Annotated in this window: 20 protein-coding genes and 1 tRNA gene; 12 read left to right on the top strand and 9 right to left on the bottom strand. The window is 56.6% G+C overall.

Annotated features, from left to right (window positions below; translation table 11 throughout):
• Positions 1 to 3 precede the first annotated feature (3 nt).
• From GOV38_RS19195 to GOV38_RS19185, 3 genes are all read right to left on the bottom strand, one after another.
• Positions 4 to 2,010: a capsular polysaccharide biosynthesis protein gene (locus GOV38_RS19195; protein ID WP_171210142.1), complete on the bottom strand. Its 2,007-nt coding sequence runs from the start codon at positions 2,008 to 2,010 to the stop codon at positions 4 to 6.
• Positions 2,007 to 3,125 carry a polysaccharide biosynthesis/export family protein gene (locus GOV38_RS19190; protein WP_371808550.1) on the bottom strand — a complete coding sequence of 373 codons (1,119 nt, stop codon included), beginning with the start codon at positions 3,123 to 3,125 and terminating at the stop codon, positions 2,007 to 2,009. The genes GOV38_RS19195 and GOV38_RS19190 overlap by 4 nt, the downstream gene beginning before the upstream one ends.
• A gap of 108 nt (positions 3,126 to 3,233) precedes the next feature.
• A complete protein-coding gene (locus tag GOV38_RS19185) occupies positions 3,234 to 4,532 on the bottom strand; it encodes a capsule biosynthesis protein (RefSeq protein WP_171210141.1) in 1,299 nt (432 codons plus the stop codon).
• A 129-nt stretch (positions 4,533 to 4,661) separates the two neighbouring features.
• On the opposite strand from GOV38_RS19185, the gene GOV38_RS19180 reads away from it, so the two are divergent.
• Entirely contained in the window at positions 4,662 to 5,249 is a 588-nt protein-coding gene (locus tag GOV38_RS19180) for a riboflavin synthase (protein WP_171210140.1), read from the top strand.
• 3 nt (positions 5,250 to 5,252) lie between these two features.
• On the opposite strand, the gene GOV38_RS19175 is transcribed toward GOV38_RS19180, so the two are convergent.
• Entirely contained in the window at positions 5,253 to 6,308 is a 1,056-nt protein-coding gene (locus GOV38_RS19175) for a phosphatase PAP2 family protein (protein ID WP_171210139.1), read from the bottom strand.
• Between the two features lie 220 nt (positions 6,309 to 6,528).
• Between GOV38_RS19175 and ribB the strand changes: the two genes are divergently transcribed.
• The 6 genes from ribB (at position 6,529) to GOV38_RS19145 (ending at position 10,561) form a co-directional block, all read left to right on the top strand.
• The gene (gene ribB, locus GOV38_RS19170) at positions 6,529 to 7,650 is read left to right on the top strand and encodes a 3,4-dihydroxy-2-butanone-4-phosphate synthase (protein WP_171213030.1); all 1,122 of its coding nucleotides are present in this window, start codon (positions 6,529 to 6,531) and stop codon (positions 7,648 to 7,650) included.
• A gap of 2 nt (positions 7,651 to 7,652) precedes the next feature.
• A complete protein-coding gene (locus tag GOV38_RS19165; protein WP_171210137.1) occupies positions 7,653 to 8,204 on the top strand; it encodes a 6,7-dimethyl-8-ribityllumazine synthase in 552 nt (183 codons plus the stop codon).
• Complete coding sequence (gene nusB / locus GOV38_RS19160) at positions 8,201 to 8,683, top strand: transcription antitermination factor NusB (protein WP_171210136.1); 483 nt, start codon at positions 8,201 to 8,203, stop codon at positions 8,681 to 8,683. The genes GOV38_RS19165 and nusB overlap by 4 nt, the downstream gene beginning before the upstream one ends.
• Positions 8,684 to 8,742: 59 nt before the next feature.
• Positions 8,743 to 9,039 (top strand): hypothetical protein, encoded by a 297-nt coding sequence (locus GOV38_RS19155; protein ID WP_171210135.1) that lies wholly within the window; start codon positions 8,743 to 8,745, stop codon positions 9,037 to 9,039.
• A 137-nt stretch (positions 9,040 to 9,176) separates the two neighbouring features.
• Positions 9,177 to 9,992 (top strand): hypothetical protein, encoded by an 816-nt coding sequence (locus GOV38_RS19150; RefSeq protein ID WP_171210134.1) that lies wholly within the window; start codon positions 9,177 to 9,179, stop codon positions 9,990 to 9,992.
• Entirely contained in the window at positions 9,881 to 10,561 is a 681-nt protein-coding gene (locus GOV38_RS19145) for a PIG-L deacetylase family protein (RefSeq protein ID WP_371808546.1), read from the top strand. Before GOV38_RS19150 ends, GOV38_RS19145 begins: the two co-directional genes overlap by 112 nt.
• A gap of 208 nt (positions 10,562 to 10,769) precedes the next feature.
• On the opposite strand, the gene GOV38_RS19140 is transcribed toward GOV38_RS19145, so the two are convergent.
• Positions 10,770 to 11,195 (bottom strand): SRPBCC domain-containing protein, encoded by a 426-nt coding sequence (locus tag GOV38_RS19140; RefSeq protein ID WP_171210132.1) that lies wholly within the window; start codon positions 11,193 to 11,195, stop codon positions 10,770 to 10,772.
• Positions 11,192 to 11,512: a helix-turn-helix transcriptional regulator gene (locus GOV38_RS19135; protein WP_171130212.1), complete on the bottom strand. Its 321-nt coding sequence runs from the start codon at positions 11,510 to 11,512 to the stop codon at positions 11,192 to 11,194. Before GOV38_RS19135 ends, GOV38_RS19140 begins: the two co-directional genes overlap by 4 nt.
• 112 nt (positions 11,513 to 11,624) lie before the next feature.
• On the opposite strand from GOV38_RS19135, the gene GOV38_RS19130 reads away from it, so the two are divergent.
• Entirely contained in the window at positions 11,625 to 12,056 is a 432-nt protein-coding gene (locus GOV38_RS19130) for an MmcB family DNA repair protein (protein WP_171099904.1), read from the top strand.
• Here GOV38_RS19130 and GOV38_RS19125 read toward each other — a convergent pair.
• Positions 12,053 to 12,241, bottom strand: coding sequence for a DUF6324 family protein (locus tag GOV38_RS19125; RefSeq protein WP_171099902.1), 189 nt, complete (start codon positions 12,239 to 12,241; stop codon positions 12,053 to 12,055). The two genes, GOV38_RS19130 and GOV38_RS19125, sit on opposite strands and share 4 nt — an antisense overlap.
• Before the next feature lie 78 nt (positions 12,242 to 12,319).
• On the opposite strand from GOV38_RS19125, the gene GOV38_RS19120 reads away from it, so the two are divergent.
• Both GOV38_RS19120 and GOV38_RS19115 read left to right on the top strand, forming a co-directional pair.
• Entirely contained in the window at positions 12,320 to 12,802 is a 483-nt protein-coding gene (locus GOV38_RS19120; RefSeq protein ID WP_171210131.1) for a GNAT family N-acetyltransferase, read from the top strand.
• Positions 12,803 to 12,849: 47 nt separating this feature from the next.
• Positions 12,850 to 12,926, top strand: a tRNA-His gene (locus tag GOV38_RS19115).
• Between the two features lie 195 nt (positions 12,927 to 13,121).
• On the opposite strand, the gene GOV38_RS19110 is transcribed toward GOV38_RS19115, so the two are convergent.
• Positions 13,122 to 14,843 carry an adenylate/guanylate cyclase domain-containing protein gene (locus tag GOV38_RS19110; RefSeq protein ID WP_171210130.1) on the bottom strand — a complete coding sequence of 574 codons (1,722 nt, stop codon included), beginning with the start codon at positions 14,841 to 14,843 and terminating at the stop codon, positions 13,122 to 13,124.
• A gap of 456 nt (positions 14,844 to 15,299) precedes the next feature.
• Positions 15,300 to 16,106 carry an IclR family transcriptional regulator gene (locus tag GOV38_RS19105; RefSeq protein ID WP_171210129.1) on the bottom strand — a complete coding sequence of 269 codons (807 nt, stop codon included), beginning with the start codon at positions 16,104 to 16,106 and terminating at the stop codon, positions 15,300 to 15,302.
• 161 nt (positions 16,107 to 16,267) lie between these two features.
• Between GOV38_RS19105 and GOV38_RS19100 the strand changes: the two genes are divergently transcribed.
• A complete protein-coding gene (locus GOV38_RS19100; protein WP_371808545.1) occupies positions 16,268 to 17,545 on the top strand; it encodes an aspartate aminotransferase family protein in 1,278 nt (425 codons plus the stop codon).
• Positions 17,545 to 18,489: a phosphotransferase enzyme family protein gene (locus tag GOV38_RS19095; RefSeq protein ID WP_174838926.1), complete on the top strand. Its 945-nt coding sequence runs from the start codon at positions 17,545 to 17,547 to the stop codon at positions 18,487 to 18,489. The genes GOV38_RS19100 and GOV38_RS19095 overlap by 1 nt, the downstream gene beginning before the upstream one ends.
• Positions 18,490 to 18,669 lie beyond the last annotated feature (180 nt).

Below are 18,669 nucleotides of genomic sequence, written 5' to 3'. Positions count from 1 at the left end.
ACCTCAGCGCCAAAGATTTGCATGGGTCGCGAATGTACCCTGTAATTTCGACAATAACCTGTTCAAAAGACCGATAGACGGATCGGGCCCGTTGGCCAGCCGTTCAACGACAACCTCGACCGGGCAGGGCATGCCTGTCACCGGATCAAGATAGCGCGGATAATCGATCAGCGTGGCGTGAATCAGCCCGGCCAGCGTAGGCCGCGCGCCGCGACGAGCGGGCACACCGCCCAAATCGGTGGTCAGCCCCCATCCCGCATAAAATGGCGCGCCCAGAGTGGTCACCGGGATCTCGCGTAACAGGGCCTCAAAGCCCAGCAGTGAGGTCATTGTCCAGACCTCGTTCACATGCTGCAATAGGTCAGCAGGATCCGTGTGGCGCAGGATCACACCCGCAAGACCTAAGGTCTCGACTGCTCCGTCCCGCAACCCTGCTTCGACATCCGGGTGCGGCTTATACAGGATGACCGCATTCGGGTTGGCATCCCGAACAGCCTGCAACAGCGCCAGATTGCTGCGCACCTGGCTCGTTCCCAAACGGATCGAGGCGTCGTCTTCAACCTGCCCTGGCACCAGAATCCGATGACCCTCGGGTAGAGGCGGTGTCGGTTGGCCGATATTGTATTTGCTCAAGCCAGACTGGCGCAGCTGAGTGATCAGTGCTTCGGCCCGCAGCTGTTGGTCGGGTCGCAGAGCTTCCCGTTTGGTGATCCAGTGTTCCAGCTGGCTGGGCCGGGTCGGGTCATAGTAAATGCCCTCGTTATCCGTGACCAACGACAGCGGCGGTACAAGCTGAGCCCCCAATCCACGCGACCGAAGAAACCCATCCTCGACCCGCGTGACGGCCGATGCTTCGCCCGCGCGGCTGGCCCAGACCATGTGCGGCTGGTTCGCGGTGCCTTCTGTTGTGTCGGTAAACCTGACTTTTTTGTACCGGCCAAACATCCGTTGCAGATGCGGGCGCTTCCACAGACGCATGCCCGAGGCGGTCCAGCCCTTATGATCCGCATGCCAACTGCGCGTTTGCGCCTCAAGCGTGTCGAGCACCATTTCCAGTTCACAAAGTTGGTCGCGATAGGGGTCATACCAGGTGGGATAGAGGATCATCGCGGCAGCAAAAAGTTGCGCTCGGGTCAGGCTGCGCTGGCGCCGAGGCAGCGGGTCTTCATCCTGCGTCAGGCCCCAACCCGAATAAAAAGGCTGACCAAAGACGCGCGGCTTATGCCCGGCCAAAATCGCCTCGAACCCTAGCTGCGAAGACAGGGTATAGACCCCAACTGCCCCCTCCAAAAGCGCCCAAGGACTTGCAGGGGTTTCCAGCAGTGAGATGCGCTGATTTTCGTCCTCGGCGGTGAAAAAGCCCGGGCGATGCCCCGCAGATGTTTCAGGATGAGTCTTGATCACAACCTGCGCTCCGGGGTTTTCCTCCTGTGCCATGACCAGCATTTCAAGGAATCTGGCCCGTGTGCCGCCATTTGCATTGACCGAGGCATCGTCGCGGGTCTGGTCGACGACCAGAACATATCCGGGCTCGGGCAGTGCGGTGTCGCTGTCGAACGCAGAATACTTGCTGAGCTGCAATTCCTGCATCCGGGCCATCGCACCGCGCGCGCGGTTCAGCAGAGCGGTATCGTCCAGTGGTTCATTGACCAGAAGCTGCTCCAGATCCGACGGCGTTGACGGATCGAAATGCACCCCGGATCTGTCCAGCAGCAGACCCAAAGGCGGCTCGCCGCCGCGCCCCGGGTGCAATGACCGCAGAAATGCATCTTCGACCCGCAGCACTGGCGCTTCGTGTTTCTGCGCCATGCCCAAACCGCGATGCGCTGTCGGGCTGTTTCCCCAAACGCCAACCCAGTCGCCCTGGCCCGGCACCCCCAAGCGGATATCGTAGCCCGACAGAGACAGAATGCGCCGGACGCGCCGCTGGGTCAGAAAACCGCCATTGTAAACCAAAAGCCGGGACCGTTTGGTCCCGGCCTGGGTATCCGTTGCAGGATCGGGCGTCATCCGCCTGTCAGGGTCGTGATATTGGCAAAGGGTGTCAGGCCACCGGCGATCAGAGAGACCGATTTACTCCACTGGGCGTAGGGGGCTTCAGTCACATAGATCGTATCGTCGTCACGGATGACAAAATCACGGGCCACGAACAGACCATTGGGTGCAGTCAGGTTCAACAGATAGATCACACGCTGTTCACCCTGCAAATTGGGCTGCCCCATCACATTGCGGGCGACATCCTCACGCTCATTACGCAGAACAAAAATACCGGTAGGGTCCGAGGACAGCGACTGCAAGCCACCAACTTGAGCCAGAGCTTCGAGTGCTGACAGATCCTGGCTGTCGAACGCGACACGCGACTGCCCGCCAGTGGCCCCCAGCGCGATATAGGAGCGGCTGTCTTCTTCCACCAGGATACGATCACCGCCCCGCAAGGCGATGTCGGTCGTTGGCATACGAAACAGATCGTCGTACCAGATTGTTCCCTTCTTTCCGTCGCGAATGACCGTGACCAGGGCAATGTCGGTGGCGACCGTAACACCGCCTGCACCGGCCAGCATGCCCGAGAGGGTCCGTGTCGGATGTTCGATCGGATAAAGGCCCGGCACGCCGACTGCGCCAGTCAGAGATACAGCAGAGCCGTTGCCAGGCGCGCGGCTGATCTGGACCTGCGGATCAGGGGTTTGATCTTCCAGCTTGCTCGAAATCAACATGCGCAATTGTTCAGGCGTATTACCGGCTGCGCGGACACGACCGGCGTAGGGGACAAAGATAAACCCGTCTGCATCCACCTGAACACCTTCCAAACTGGTTGCGTTGCTGGTCTCGCCTGACAACAGGCCGTCATCCACATTTTCCCAGATTGTAAGGCTAAGCACGTCGCCCGGACGCACCGTATCTGCCGTCACGCTTTGTGCATTGCGGAAATCATGAGAAAACCCATATTGCGGAACGGTCGACGTGGCGCGCGCAACGCGATCATCGACTTCAACGACGAAGGCGTTACCTCCATTCGCGGTCGATCCTGCCAGAATTTCTGTTTTGTTCGGCCCTGCCTTTGGCAGCTGACATGCTGCCAAAACTCCGCAAACAGCTGCTATCGCAGCCATGCGCGCCAATCGCATGGAAGATAAATGCACTGCCGGATATCCTCAATATTCTGTGGTTCTTGTCTTTTGTTTTCGGCAACGTACCTGTTTTTTACGCCAACTTCCAGTTGCAGGTCTTTGAGATTAGCCGATGATTCGCAACTGTGGCCTCTCAGCCGCGCTGCTGGTGAAACGGGCCTGATAGGGGTCTTGCTCATTCAGCATCATATCGACGGCGCGCCTTAACAATTGACGGCGACCGCGTCGCGAATAAAACCCCCCGGGAACCTGGCTGGTCGCCAGCAAAAACCGTCGGTAGGTTCGATAGTACTCGGCGTCTGGTGGCTGAGGGTTGGCAAAGAACTCCGACACAGATTGTCGGGAGACAAATTCGGGCTTGTCATAGACCGACTGTCCGAAACTGCGCAACGGCAGGCCGCGCCACAAAACCTGCTGTCCTGCGGTCGAGTTTATGGTGACCGCCGATTGCGCATCGTCCAGCAGACCGGCCAATTTACCCCCCGGAACATAATGTACGCGATCATCGATCTTCAGCTTGCGGGCCAGTTGCGCGACCAACCGGCGCAAAGGTTCGCGGTGGTTTTCCAGGGGATGTTCCTTGATAACAAGGTGGTGGTGTCGGGGCGCACCTTCGGCAAACCCTGTTACCATCTCCTGCACAAAGTCAGACATCCGCGCATAGCCGGAATGCGACTGGACCGAGCTATCATGTCCCAGTTGCAATAAAACGAGGTGGTAGGGGAAGCCGCTGCGATTGACTTTCCGCGTTGCCAGCTCGCGCCGCAGGCGGTGAACCGGCATGCGCAGCAATCGTTTGAAATACAGCGCAAATTCCTGAGATACAGAAACCTCGCGATGTGACCGAAAATGGCGGTAATTTCGGTTCAAAAACATCACGAACCAATGATAGAGCGCACCATAGAAAATATGCTGCCGCATATCTCCCCAATGGGTTGGCGGCGGGGGTGATCGCTGCTCGGACCGATCCAGACATTGCTCCATGTCAGCCACGCTCATCTGCATCAGGCGGGAGTTTCCATTCGAGCCGTCGCGCTCATATGTGACCCACCAGGGGCGCAAATAGCCTTCTTCGAAGACATGAACCGTAAGGCCCGCAGCTTTTGCAATCTCAACAGATTGTGCGTGTACGGGACGGGTGTCGCCATACAGCACCAGATCTGTCACGCTCAGTTCCGCGATCATCTGCCGGAAGGTGTCGGGCCAGTCCTCGGGCGTGTCCATGAAGGGGATGTAGCTTTGCGTATCGCGCCAAAAGGCCTGGTCCCCGGCGTTGAAGCCAACCCGCCATGCTCTCGCACCAGTCGCGCGCAGTACTTTTGCCAACGACCAGAAAAACGGACCATGGGGTCCTTGAAGGAACAAAAAACTACGCTGCCCTGAAGCGGATTGATCAAAGGACATGGGACTGCTTCTGCCTCTTTTCTTTCTGACAATGCCTGTTTGTGCCAATCGGAGCAAGGCAGGGCTTGCCCGCAAGCTCACTTGCCCTTACCTCGGTGCCAGTCAGCCTAAGCGAAAGAGGGTTAAGGAATGTTCACTGGGATCGTTACTGATATCGGCACCATTGCCGAGTTGGACCAGCAAGGTGATCTTCGCGCCCGCATTCGCACTGGCTATGACACCAACGGGATCGATATCGGAGCTTCGATTGCCAGTGATGGCGTGTGCCTGACCGTCATCGCGCTAGGCCCTGACTGGTATGATGTCCAGATCAGTGCCGAGACCGTGTCAAAGACCAACCTGGACACATGGAGCCTCGGGAAGCGGGTCAACCTTGAACGCGCGCTCAAAGTCGGGGACGAATTGGGCGGGCATATCGTGTCGGGCCATGTGGACGGTGTGGCAGAGGTGATTGCCGTAAAAGATGAGGGCGACAGCACGCGCGTGACATTGCGCGCGCCCAAAGACTTGGCGCGGTTCATCGCGCCCAAAGGCTCGGTCGCGCTGAACGGGACATCGCTGACGGTCAATGATGTGGATGGGTGCGATTTCGGCATCAACTTCATTCCGCACACCAAAGAGGTCACAACCTGGGGCGATGTCGCTGTTGGCGACCGTGTGAACCTCGAGATCGACACGCTCGCCCGCTATGTGGCGCGTTTGGCGGAAACGGTCTAAACCTCAGGCGTTTGGTCCAAACCGCGCGGTCAGCTTTTTGGCCAGCCACCAAAAGAAGACCATCAGCAGTCCCGAGGCATAGCCGTCAATCGCATAGTGCCAACCAAGATGCACTGACCCCAACAGGATAGTGAAGGCGAAGCCTGTCAGCGCCCAACCGGCCCAACGTGCATAGCTGAATCCATAGAAGGCCAAAAGCACGCTTGAGGCGACATGCATACTGGGCATTGCGGAAATACCCCGCGCGGGACCAGCATTGTGATAACCCTCCAGCAACATGTTTTGCACGCTCAGCGACCAGACCGGGCTTATTTCATTTGATTGGCGCAGCATTTCCATCTGCGGCGCAAACTCGAGCCCCAGACCAAAGGCTTCGAAATAGACCGGGCCGACCGAGGCGAAAACCGTGGCTAAAAGGTTGCCACCGACGAACCAGCACAACACGAAAGCCACAAGAAACACGGTGCAACGATTTGGGTCTCTTCGATCCAGGCAAGCCACGCAAACCGCAATATAAAGCATGGGAAACCACATGTGATAAGCGACATTCAGCGCGGTGGTCACGTAAGGTGACCCAAAGATGGGCCACAGCAATACCCAGGGATCAAAGCCGCCGTGCAGCCATCTATCCCATCTCGCAAACTCGGCGTCCCAGAGAGACGGGTTCACCGCATGAATTTCATTCTTAAGGAACGTGTACGACGCAATCAAAGCAACGATGCTGCCAAAACAGAGCACTGCATCAGGAGCCTTTTGGGGGTCGGTCAGTTTAGACCACAGATCGTGTAGCAGCCATTTTATCGGTTTGGCAGGGCGGATCGAAAAAACGGCCACGCCAAAACGCCAAAGCACGAAATTGGCGAACATAAAGAGAAAAAGCTTGAACGAAAGCCCCAGCATGAGTGATGTCGAGGCATCCCAGAAAGACCTTCCAGCATAAATGCTGACTGCGACCGCGCAAACCAGTTGTAATCCGACAAGCGACAACAGCAATCGATTGCGCCAAAAGGCGGTTCCAAAAGCGACACTGGAGGCGGGCACGTCAACGGTCTTGAACATGGTGCGGAAGGTCTTGCCTGACGTTGGAAGTACTGCATACAGAACTCTGCCAGCTATCGGGCGATCAAAGGGCTTGTTTTGGGCAATTTGAGGACAAACCCGGGGGAGATCCGCCAAACGTCGGGTAAATGGCAACAATTGCAGGGCGCATACGCTCTGGTCTTTGCCTTGCGCGTGGTCTATCCCGCGTTGCAGAAATGCTCTTGTGAAAGGCTGCCCCATGAGCTTTGAAACCCCCGGTCCGGTCGAGGCCCAATTGCGCGACGCGATCAGTCCAATCGAGGACATCATTGATGAGGCGCGCAACGGCCGGATGTATATTCTGGTCGATCACGAGGACCGCGAGAATGAGGGCGATCTGGTCATTCCGGCAGAATTTGCCGATGCGGCTGCGATCAATTTCATGGCCACCCATGGGCGCGGATTGATCTGCCTGCCGATGACCGCCGAGCGGATCGATTCCTTGGGCCTGCCGATGATGGCGGTCAACAATTCCTCGCGGCACGAGACGGCCTTTACCGTGTCGATCGAGGCGCGAGAAGGTGTCAGCACCGGGATTTCCGCCGCTGACCGGGCGCTGACCGTGGCGACCGCGATAAATGAGCAAAACACCATGGCGCATATCGCGACACCTGGTCATGTCTTCCCCTTACGCGCCAAGCGGGGTGGGGTGCTGGTGCGGGCAGGCCACACCGAAGCTGCCGTGGATATCTCGCGTCTGGCGGGGTTGAATCCCGCTGGTGTGATCTGCGAGATCATGAACCCCGACGGTACGATGGCGCGCCTGCCGGATCTGGTGGAATTCGCCAAAACCCACGATATGAAGATCGGAACCATCAGCGACCTGATCAGCTATCGCGCGCGCAATGACAATTTGGTGGTCGAAACCTCGCGCCAGATGGTGACATCGGAATATGGTGGCGAATGGGAGATGCGGCTCTTTACTGATCAGATCCATGGGATCGAACATGTGGTCATGATCAAAGGCGACATCACCACGCCCGAGCCGGTCTTGACCCGTACCCATGCCTTGCATGAAGCGCCGGACATATTGGGGCTTGGTCCTAAATCCTCACGCGAGTTGCCGCGCGCGATGGAGAAGATTGCCGCAGAGGGTCGGGGCGTTGTGTGCCTGTTCCGTCAGCCGCGCAACTCGCTCTATGCGGCCGAGGACGAAGGCCCGCGCACCATCAAGCGAACGGGTCTGGGGGCGCAGATCCTGTCCAAAATGGGTATTCAGGAACTGGTGTTGCTGACAGACTCACCGGAAACGAAATACCTGGGGCTCGACGCATTTGGTTTGTCCATCGTCGGCACCCGCTCAATTCTCAAGGATGACTGATCGTGGCTGAACAAGACAAACACGGCGTTCTGCCAACGCCGACATTCGACAAACCCGTGAAGCTGCTGATCGTGGCGGCTCCGTTCTATCGCGCCATCGCTGACAATCTGATCGCCGGGGCCAAGGCCGAGATCGAGGCGGCTGGTGGTACCTGCGAGGTGGTCGAGGTGCCCGGAGCGCTGGAAATTCCCACGGCCATCGCGATGGCCGACCGCCAATGCGATTTTGACGGTTATGTCGCACTGGGCTGTGTAATCCGGGGCGAAACAACGCACTATGAGACGGTCTGCAACGATTCCAGCCGCGCCATCCAGTTGATGGGGCTGCAAGGTCTGTGCATCGGCAACGGAATTCTGACTGTCGAGAATGACGAGCAGGCCGAAGTGCGCGCGAACCCCGAAAAGATGAATAAAGGTGGCGGCGCGGCAGCTGCGGCCTTGCATCTGATCGCTCTCAGCCGTAAGTGGGGCTCTTCCAAAAAGGGCGTGGGCTTCAAGCCGCCGTCCGAGTCCATCTTTGTGGCGGGCGACAGCAACGGATCCACGACAGCATGACCCAGACAGACGCGCCCGAACCGGCCAACAAAAAACGACTGATGAAATCCGCCGCCCGGCTTTATGCCGTGCAGGCGCTGTTCCAGATGGAGCAGTCGGGTCAGACGACCGAAGCGGTTGTGGCCGAGTTTCTGGATCACCGGTTTGGCGCTGTCTATGAAGGCGATGAAATGCTCGAGGGTGACACCAGCCTATTCCGCAAGCTGGTTGACGATGCGGTGAACTATCAGGCGCCCATTGACCAGATGACCGACCGCGCTCTGGTAGCGAAATGGCCGATTGGCCGCATCGACCCAACCCTGCGCGCGGTGTTCCGTGCAGCCGGTGCAGAGCTGACCCAAAGCGATACACCGCCCAAAGTTGTGATCACTGAATTCGTCGACGTCGCGCGCGCCTTTTTCCCGGAAGGCAAAGAGACGAAATTCGTCAACGCCGTGTTGGATCACATGGCGCGCGAAGCCCAGCCCGAGGCATTCTGACACCTTTACGCGGCCCAAATATGCGCTAACCTGAATGTCACAGCGCAAAGGGGTTCGTCATGCCAAAACTGATCCGTCTGTATATCACCCAAGTGGCAATGGGCTTTGTCATCTCGGCAGTCTTTGTCGGTGTTCTGCTGGTCTTGAACGTGGCCAACCTGCGCACGCTCATCTTGGGCTCGGATATTGGCCTCGTTGCCTTGGCGATGATCTGGTTCATGAATGGTATCGTCTTCGCGGGTGTTCAGTTCGGGTACAAGATCATGAGCATGGCTGAGAAACCGCAAGGTCCGCGTCGTGGTACGCCGGTCGTCGCCGGCTTGAAACCCGCAACAATCCGGGTTGAAAAAACCTAAGAGCCGCGTCGGAAGGCTCATCCTGCCGCGGGTGTGACCTACGGAGCGTATTTTTGGTTCAAACGGCTTGAACATGACGCTGCGTTGTCCTTTCATGCCTGTCAGCGACAAGAAAAGGCAGCAAAAGAGCCGAGCTTTTGAACACTCTCACATATGAAGAGGTTATTGCGTCCCCGAGTTTTCGCGATGATCTTGAATCCTTAAACCACGCAATTGCCGAAGGGTTGTCAAAGGCTGGTGAGCCAGTGGCGATAAACGGTAACGTGTGCTACGGCCATATGCAGGAAGACTTCCACTTGACGGCTATGTCGCCTGGGATGGAGCCGAAAAGGCGTGCGCTTTTTCAAATGGCTCAGAGCAGCTCGTGTTTTGCAGAAGTGGGTGTGGCCGGAGGCCACGCTGCATTGTTGGCCCTTCATTCCAATCCATCGCTGAAGTTCATAGGGATTGACCTTGGTCAGCGGCTACGGGCGTCGTGGCCACCCGTGAACATCTATGTTCCTATTGTTTTCAAGTGGTTTGAGACCAGGTTTCCGACGCGCGTAAAGCTTTATCTGATGGATGCGATTGATGGTCTTCGTCTGGCGGTGGCAGAACGCCCCTTTGGTTCAATTGAATTGCTGCATTTGGACGCCGCGAAGAACAGCAGAGTCTCCGAGCTCGAGACAGCTTGGCCGGGATTGGCTGGTCGATGCTACTTGTTCCAAGGGGATAACAAAAACGGGAAGGTGAAGGAGAGTTCCAATCAGTTGATCGCAGAAGGGCGCGCGCGCGGGTTAGCTCGTCTAGGTTTCAGAATTTCGCAAACGCCAATTTTGACGTATTGGAAACCGGGCCAGACGTGGCAGCGGGCAAGGTTAGTCTTGCCAGCCTCAAGGATGACAGGATTCTTCTTTGCGTTTGCCATCAGGATGATGAGACGTTGTTCTGCGGCTCCACCTTGGCGCATTTGAAAGATCGGGCGGATGTGACCATCGTCAGTTTCTTTCGACCCGCTCCAAACCGCAAAGACACAAGTACGCGTGAGGCGGCAATGCAGCGCGTCTGTGACTCACTTGGTTTTCGGAGAGTCCAGTTCCCATTTGCCGTAGAGCCTGATCATCGCAGGCTGAGGCGATTAATTCAGATGCCGACAGGGCCCGAGCAGACGCATCCTAAGATCGTGCGTCCGCTAAACCGTCACCCCTTGTTTAATCTTTTGGAGGGATCGGTCTTTGCCATGATGCAGCAATTCGCCCCGTCGACTGTCATAACCCATAACAGCGTTGGAGAGTACGGTCACATTGAGCATGTGCTTTTGCACCATGCGGTTTCGCGTGCGGCCACACGATATAAATCCGCTCGAGTGCTGAATTTCGGGGTTGGGCTAGATAAGCCGGATTTGCTTGTGCCGTCTTGTCCTGATCAGAAGAACAGGTTCTTTGACGAATACATGCCGCAATGGAATGGTCGTAAGATCTATGATTTTGCGCTTTCGGACGAAAGTTTTGTGAACCACAATCTTTCAGACCCCGAAGTCTAGGATGCGTATGTGGCGGGACCACCAGTCAACCGTGCGGTGTGATTCCCGAGGACCTGTATGTACAGGTGGGCGCCAGGTAATCAGGCCAGGACCTGAACAGAGCCAGCCCCCTCGGAATTGCTTAAGGCCACCAGAATGCTACCAGTCACAAGAAGGGCAGAACCCGCCACAGGCCTAACTAGGGCGAATGGCGGGCAGGTACAAGGGGTCAGGCATCAACAGGTTCGTGCAAGGCCGTGCGCATCTTGCCAAAATGTTCGTCCCAGCCATTGTCCAGTGCCAGGATCAGTCCAAAACCTTCGGCGGTCTGAGGCAGCCCTTCATGTCGCAAGGCCAGACGGGTGCCACCCGGAACAGGATCGAGCGTCCATTTGACCACGCTCACCGCATCGCCCATCGGTTTGACGGTAAAAGTGTATTCCAGATATTCGGGCTTGCGCGCGGCTGTCACCGTGCCCCAGATCAGCAGATCGCCGCTGGTGGTTCCAAACATCTCCAGCTTTTGACCAGCGGCCAAAGGGCGCTCTGGCTTGTGGAACCACTCGGCCAGCCGATCAGGTTCGGTCAGATAATCCCAAACCGTGTCCGGATCGGCGCGCAGAAAGATAGTCTTTTTCAATACAGTCTCGGTCATTTTGCTTTCCTTTCAATAGCTTCTTTCAGATTGGCCAGGCGATCGTCCCAGAACTGGTCAAAATAGCTGAACCAGTCCAGAACAGGGGCCATACCCATGGGTTCCAGTCGATTGATACGTTCGCGCCCCCGGGTTTCGACTGTGATCAGGCCGCCATCCGACAACACGGTCAGGTGCTTCTTCACCGCAGCGCGGGTCATGTCGAATTGATCCGTCAACTGAGCGATCGTCATGTCCTGTCGGGCCAGTATATGAACGATGTCCCGTCGGGTCGGATCGGCCAGAGCGCGAAACGCGTTTTGGGTTTGTGAGGTCATGGTAACTCCGTTGTGATACCATTTGGTATCGTATTAATGCAATACCAAATGGTATCATGTCAACCCTGATGTGCGGCTTGATTTTTGTTCACGAATTGTTCACATTCACCACATGACCCTGGATCTGCAACCCGGACAAAAACTGGCCCGCGGCGTTTCGCGCCACTTGCTGACGCATGGCTTTGTATCTGTTGAGGAATTTGTGCCTGCGCGCGGGCTGCGCGTGGATGTCATGGGGTTGGGCCCAAAAGGCGAGCTTTGGGTGGTCGAGTGCAAATCCAGCCGCGCCGATTATCAGTCGGATGCGAAATGGCAGGGCTATCTGGAATGGTGCGACCGATTCTTCTGGGCGGTCGATACCGAGTTCCCGGTTGAACTATTACCGGATGAGACCGGCCTGATCATCGCCGATGCCTATGATGCCGAGATCATTCGGACCGGGCCGGAGACCAAACTGGCGCCAGCGCGGCGCAAGAAGATGATCCAGAAGTTCGCTGTCGACGCAGCCCGCCGCCTGCAAACCTTGCGCGACCCGCGAATTTAACCTTTGACCGCACGCGCGGCTTGGGCGGCTGCGCGGATCTCCTCGGCGATCTCTTCGGCTTCTTCTGGGTCGAAATCCATCGGAATCTCGATGCCGGCGCCTTCAATGAACAGGCGCACCATACCTTGATCGGTCGGGCCGATTTGCAGGTTCGCTTCGATATCGCGTTCGGTGTTGATACCCATGGGTGCCTCCGGGGACTGAGATTGTGTGCTATCGCGCAGAGGGTTGAGAATCAAGCGAAGGATGCCGACAAAGACCGCATGTCGGATGTTCAGCTCAGACCGTTTCGCGCCGATGATGCGCCTTGGCTGGTGGAACGCCACGCCACGCTTTATGCCCGCGACGAAGGGTTTGACGACAGTTTCGGGCAGTTGGTCGCGCGTATTCTGGACGATTTCATCGCCGATCACGACTCCAAACGCGAACAGGGCTGGATCGCGGAGCGGGGCGGAACACGACTAGGCAGCATCTTTTGTGTCTCGCAGGATGACCTGACTGCCAAGCTGCGCCTGTTTCTGTTGGTGCCCGAAGCGCGCGGGCAGGGCGCCGGGAAACGTCTGCTGCGCACCTGTATGGATTTCGCGCGCACCGCAGGTTACCGCGAAATGGTTCTGTGGACCCACGAAAGCCACCGCGCCGCCTGCGCGCTCTATCGCTCCTTTGGTTGGCAGCTTTTGGACAGCAAACCAGTCCATTCCTTCGGTGTCGATCTGGTCGAACAAAGCTGGAGGATTCAGCTTTAATCCCCTTGCATTCCCCGCACGCCTTCGCTACATCGCCCTCCACAAGTGCCGCCTTAGCTCAGTTGGTTAGAGCGCTGGATTGTGGATCCAGAGGTCCCCTGTTCAAGCCAGGGAGGCGGTACCAAAAAATATTACTTAAAATCAAGCACTTGCAGTGTTATCTGCGATGTCAGCATTGCTTACTCCGTGCCATTTAGGCTGGAGTTTATGCAGTCTTTATGCAGTTTATGCGTCCATTCTTCTGCCATTTTATGCGTTATCGTAACCGCACCGAGCCCAAGGTGGACATTGGTCAACTAGCAAATTCCTCCATAAGAATTCAGTCGGGAACGCCGGCGGCAATCAAGACTTGAACAAAGCGCTCTACCTGTTCGCGGTCTCGACCGGGGATTCGTCTTGCATCACTTGCTCTGACGTCCGGCGCAACTGCCAGGTAGGCGTCTAACGCCTTGTCTCTCTCCTCAATGCGACCCGAAAGATGGAGCGTCGCCACCAACTGCCTTCTGTAGGTTGGGTTTTCGGGTGCCAATGCCAGTGCACGACGTACCGTCTTCTCTGCACTTTCGTAGTCCTCTAAGCAAAAATGGGCAAAGTAGACGCCCATCAGCCAAAGCGGTGTAAAAACGTCCTGAGGACTTAAAGTCTCTGCTCGTTTAACCAGATCCAAACCTTTTTGGTATGCGCCGCTAATGCAGTATCCGCTTCCACAAAAGCCCAATACAGTCGAAAACGAGGGCGCTAGTGTAATGGCGCGATCAAAGAGGTCAACTGCCTCGTCCCAGCGGCCGACGAACATCAAAGACCATCCTTTGATTGCCAAAATAATTGGATCTTGATTGTCGGCTCGAACTGCTGCATCTGCCGCTGCGACCATAGCCGCGGCTGAATTCTCGCCGGGTTCCGCCCAACTGTAAAATGCTTGTAGAAAATGCGCTAGAGCCAGGTCAGCGTTACCAAATGCGCCACCGGAAAGTTCGACAGCCCGTTCAAAATAGCATCGAGCTTCTGCTGTTTCCGTCTGCCCCAAACGCATGACGAGAGGTCGCCCTCTCATTACACATTCCCAAGCGTCCAACTGCGTCGGATCTTTAGCCCGGGCGCGCCTAGCTTCGGCACTCAAAAATCCTGGCCCGACCGCTGACACTATCGCGTTCGATATTTCGTCCTGAATATCAAAGATGTCAGTGAATACTCGGTCGTAACGGATTGCCCAAACCTGTGTTTCAGTCGCCAAGTCAACTAATTGAGTAGTGACCCGAATTCGGTCTCCAGACTTTCGAACAGAGCCTTTCAGCACATAGACTATACCCAATTCTCTGATCGCTGCCGTCAAATCCAGTCCGTTGTCCTTATGAGCCAGTGTGGAATTTCGCGAAATCACATTGAACCAAGGCATACGGCTTAAGTCGGTAATGATGTCTTCCGCCATGCCATCGGCAATGAATTCGTTTTCAGGATTAGAGGATCGGTTTTCAAAAGGGAGCACTGCTACAGTCGGCTTGGAAACCGTCGTCGCAGCAATCATGGCGTCAGGTGGCCATTGGAGGATGTGAACAGGTTCTGATATGTTTTTTAGGGTTCGGGATCCTGCTGATACAAAATCTGCTTCAAACCTACCATCAAACTGGCGATGTGCGTCTGCTGAAGTAACAATCGTTGAAGGTTCCGCCAAAGCTTCGAGCCGAGCAGCGATATTGACTCCGTCACCATACAAATCGTCGCCGTCGACGATTACGTCACCAACATGCAAGCCTATCCGATAAGCAATGCGCTTAGAGGGATCTATAGACTTCTCGGCTTCCGATACTGATTGTTGAATCGCTACACAAGCACGTGCGGCGTTAACCGCCGAGGGAAATTCGACAAATAGACCGTCCCCACTACTCTTAAAAACGCGACCACTATTTCCAGCAATAATTGGTTCGAATATTTCGGAATTTAGGCGTTGTTGCCGCGCAATTGTTCCTTCTTCATCTAAACCCACAAGACGGGAAAAACCGACCATGTCCATCGCCACAATCGCAGCAAGGCGTCTTTCCAAGTTGTGCTCCATGAAACGGTAACTCCAAGCCTAGGTTGTTCTTCCGGTAGACGCGAAATGAATTTCGTCGAGCTGAATGTCCTTAGGCGATCTTATATGATAGGCAGTTCACGCCCATGGCCTAAATCTGAAAAGCTCTCCAAGATCCGCAATAGGTATTGTCTACTAGGATACAGCATTTGCGGCGGACGTTTGGTTGACCATCTTGAATGCGCGTGAAACAGGGGGCCTGAATAACTTAAAGGCTGATCTATCCGCAGAGCGGTCGCTCGTGGTATTCAGGCGAATGACCGCTTCGAACCCATTCTTTCAGTTGATGAAGTTTTCAGCGCCCAACGCGATTGGCGAATATCGACCTTTCGCAGCTGCCCGTAGCCAAGTCAGCTCTGCGTGTGTGCTGCCCATTCACTCGGGGAGACGATCTGCGCCCGTTGAAAGAAGCCAATTGTTGTGCACCTAGAATTTTGGACCCATTCTCTCGATTGTTTGTTCAATCGCCCGTGAAAACATTTGCGAGGGTTGTCCGCCGATTGCGCGGGACACGGCCTCGGCCTCATGCCTTAGTGAGGTCACGATCTGTTGGCGGAGTCCGTCCGTCATCCTGTGGCACGGTGTTGCCACGGCGAGGGCGCCCTGAGCCAATCCGCTCTGGTCGAAGAAGGGAACCGCTATGCCGTAGACGTCCTCTTCGTTTTCCTCTTTGGATGTCGCATAACCCCGCTGTTGCACAATTGCGATGTTCTCGAGGACTTCTTCCGGATCGGTCATGGTGTAGATCGTCTGGGATTTCATCGGCGCCGACAGTGTTCGGTCGCGCAGGGCCTGGGATCCGAATGCCAGCACCGCGACGCCTGATGCAGTGCTGTGCAAAGGCAAGATTTCGCCCGCGATCAGTGATACCCTAGTGCTGCGCGTGCTTTCGCAAATGCCGATTGTCGCAAGCGCCGGCCCCGAAATGATCGACGCGTGCGCGGTTTCGCCGACCTTCTGCACCAGTTGTTCGAGTGCCGGGCGCACGATCGAGGCAATGGGTGCGGTCGCTTCGCGGATCTGCGCCAGCCGCAGAATGCCCGCTCCCAGCGAATATGCGCGCGTTCCTTCCTTTTGCTCCAGGAGCCCGGCATCGGTCAGGCTGGTCAACAGGCGATAGACCGAAGCTTTGTTGATACCCGCGCGCCGGGTCAGTTCGGAAAGGCCCAGTTCAGGTTCTTCCTCGGAGAAAAACTCCAGAAGAGACAAAGCTTTGGCAACCGTGGACGACATCGCGCTTTTCCATTCCGACGAGGTTCCAGTTCAACCCTCAACCTTGGGTCATTGACGCGGAAAATTGGGTGGTTTAAATTAAAAACCACTGGTTATAATAAAGAACCAGTCAAGAAAGTCAACATCCCGCGGCTTTGCGGTGACGTGAAAGGAGATTAGCGGTGTCGGAGATTGTCGAACGCAGGCGCGCATTGCTTGGACCGAATGTTTCGACCTTCTACGACGATCCGGTACATATCGTCCGAGGGGAAGGTGTCTGGTTGTGGGACGCGAGTGGCAGGCGGTATCTGGACTGCTACAACAACGTGCCGCATGTGGGCCATTGCAACCCGCGCGTGGTCGAAGCGATCCGCAACCAGGCTGGCACATTGAACACCCATACGCGATATCTGCACGAAGGCATCCTCGACTATACCGAGGCACTTGTTGACACGTTCGCCGGCGATCTTCATACCTCAATACTGACCTGCTCGGGTTCAGAGGCCAATGACATCGCATTGCGCATGGCCGAGGCGATGACAGGCAAGCGCGGGATCATCGCAACGGACGCGACCTATCATGGAAACACCGCATTGGTCAGCCACCTGTCCAGAAGCAACATCCCTGAAGTGGGGTTTGGACTGGACCGATATCTGCGCCACGTGGAGGCGCCCGACAGCTATCGGATCGACGATCCTGATGGGCAACGCTTTGCCGCGCATGTGCAGGAACAGATCAACGCGCTTGAAGTATCGGGCATTGGGTTTGCGGCGTTGATCGTCTGCCCGCTTTTCTTGAACGAAGGCTTCCCAACCCAAGCTGAAGGCTGGTTGAAACCCGCGGCTGAGGCGGCGCGCAAGGCTGGTGGGCTTTTGATCTGTGATGAGGTGCAATCGGGCTTTGGTCGATCGGGAAACCACTTCTGGGCGCATCAGAAACAGGGCGTGATCCCGGACGTAGTGACGATGGGCAAACCCATGGGCAATGGTCATCCCGTCGCCGGTCTGGTCACCACGCCGGAGATCATGGCGCGGTTTCGCCATTCGTTTCGTTACTTCAACACGTTCGGAGGCAACCCGGTTTCCTGCGCCGCAGCCATGGCCGTGCTGCAGGAACTGCGCGACGGGGACCTGCAGGCCAATGCCGCCAGGATCGGCACAATGGCACATGAGCGCCTGACTGAATTGGCTGAAAAATACGAGGTCATTGGTGATGTCCGCCAAAGCGGCATGGTCTTTGGCGTAGAGTTTGTGCTTGACCGGGGCGCCAAGACACCCGCCAGTGACTATGCTGACCGTGTGGTCAACACGATGCGGAGCCGGGGCATTCTGCTGTCAAAGCTGGGGCGGCATAAGAACACGCTGAAGATACGGCCTCCGATGCCCTTTGGCGAAGAGCATCTCGACATGCTCATCGAAACGCTCGACTCTGTTATGGTCGAAATTCCGGTCGCCCCGTGATGGACCCAGTCGAGAAAGCGCTGTGCCTTTGGGGCATTGATACCGCGCCTTACAATTTCGTGGCCGGCCGTGAAAACCGTGTCTACCGGGTGTGCACTGACGAGGGCGATTTTGCCTTGCGCCTCAAACGTCCTGGCTATCGCAGCGAGGACGAACTCCTATCAGAACTGCAATGGCTGGACGCGATGGACCGGGCCGGGTTGCACGTGCCGCAGCCCCGCCAGTCGCTTTCCGGGAAGCTGTTGGAACAAGTAGAGGGACGTTATGCCGACCTAATCGGCTGGATGCATGGAACGCCCCTTGGCGAAGGCCAAGGGTCGCTTGAGCTTGACGATGCCCCGTTGGTGTTTCGGCGGCTGGGGCGGGTTCTGGCACAATTGCACGAAGCTTGTGATGCTTGGAAGTACCCGCCGGGCTTTGCCCGCTGCTCCTGGGATGCGGACGGGTTATTGGGGGATAACCCGGTCTGGGGGCGTTTCTGGGAGAATCCGACCCTTGATCCCGAAACACGCGCCTTGCTGGGGCGGTTCCGGGATCGCGCGCGGCAGGCTCTGGAGCGGTGCGCCGATGAGCTCGATTACGGTCTGATCCATGCTGATCCGCTGCGGGAGAACGTGCTTGTCGATGGGGGGAAAATCAAACTTCTCGATTTTGACGACGGTGGGTTCGGCTTTCGCCTCTTCGACATTGCCACCGCGCTTCTGCGCAACATGGATGAACCGGACTACCCCACGCTGAAAGCCGCGCTGCTGGAAGGGTATCGCGAGGTTCGGTCGCTAGATGACATGCTACTGGATTTGTTCCTTGCCCTGCGGGCGGTCACTTACGTGGGCTGGATCGTTCCGCGCATGGGTGAAGCCGGAGCAAAGGAGAGAAACGCGCGGTTTAGTGCACGCGCGGGTATGCTCTGTGCGTCCTATCTGGACGAAACCCGCCCAGTCTGAAGGTGAAAGACCTGGTCAAACCGAGCCACTCAGAGTGAATGGAACTGGACATTCGCATTGGTGAAGCCCAGGGTTAGCCTTGGGCCGGAAGCGACGGTAAGCAGCGCTCAAACCAAGGTCCGAAATGTCCGCACACCCGAAATTGGCTAACGTTGTTCCCGACGCCTAAAACGCGGTGGT

Source organism: Ruegeria sp. HKCCA5839 (assembly GCF_013035585.1).
Taxonomy (GTDB): domain Bacteria; phylum Pseudomonadota; class Alphaproteobacteria; order Rhodobacterales; family Rhodobacteraceae; genus Ruegeria.
This window is presented reverse-complemented; position numbering and strand designations above follow the sequence as displayed.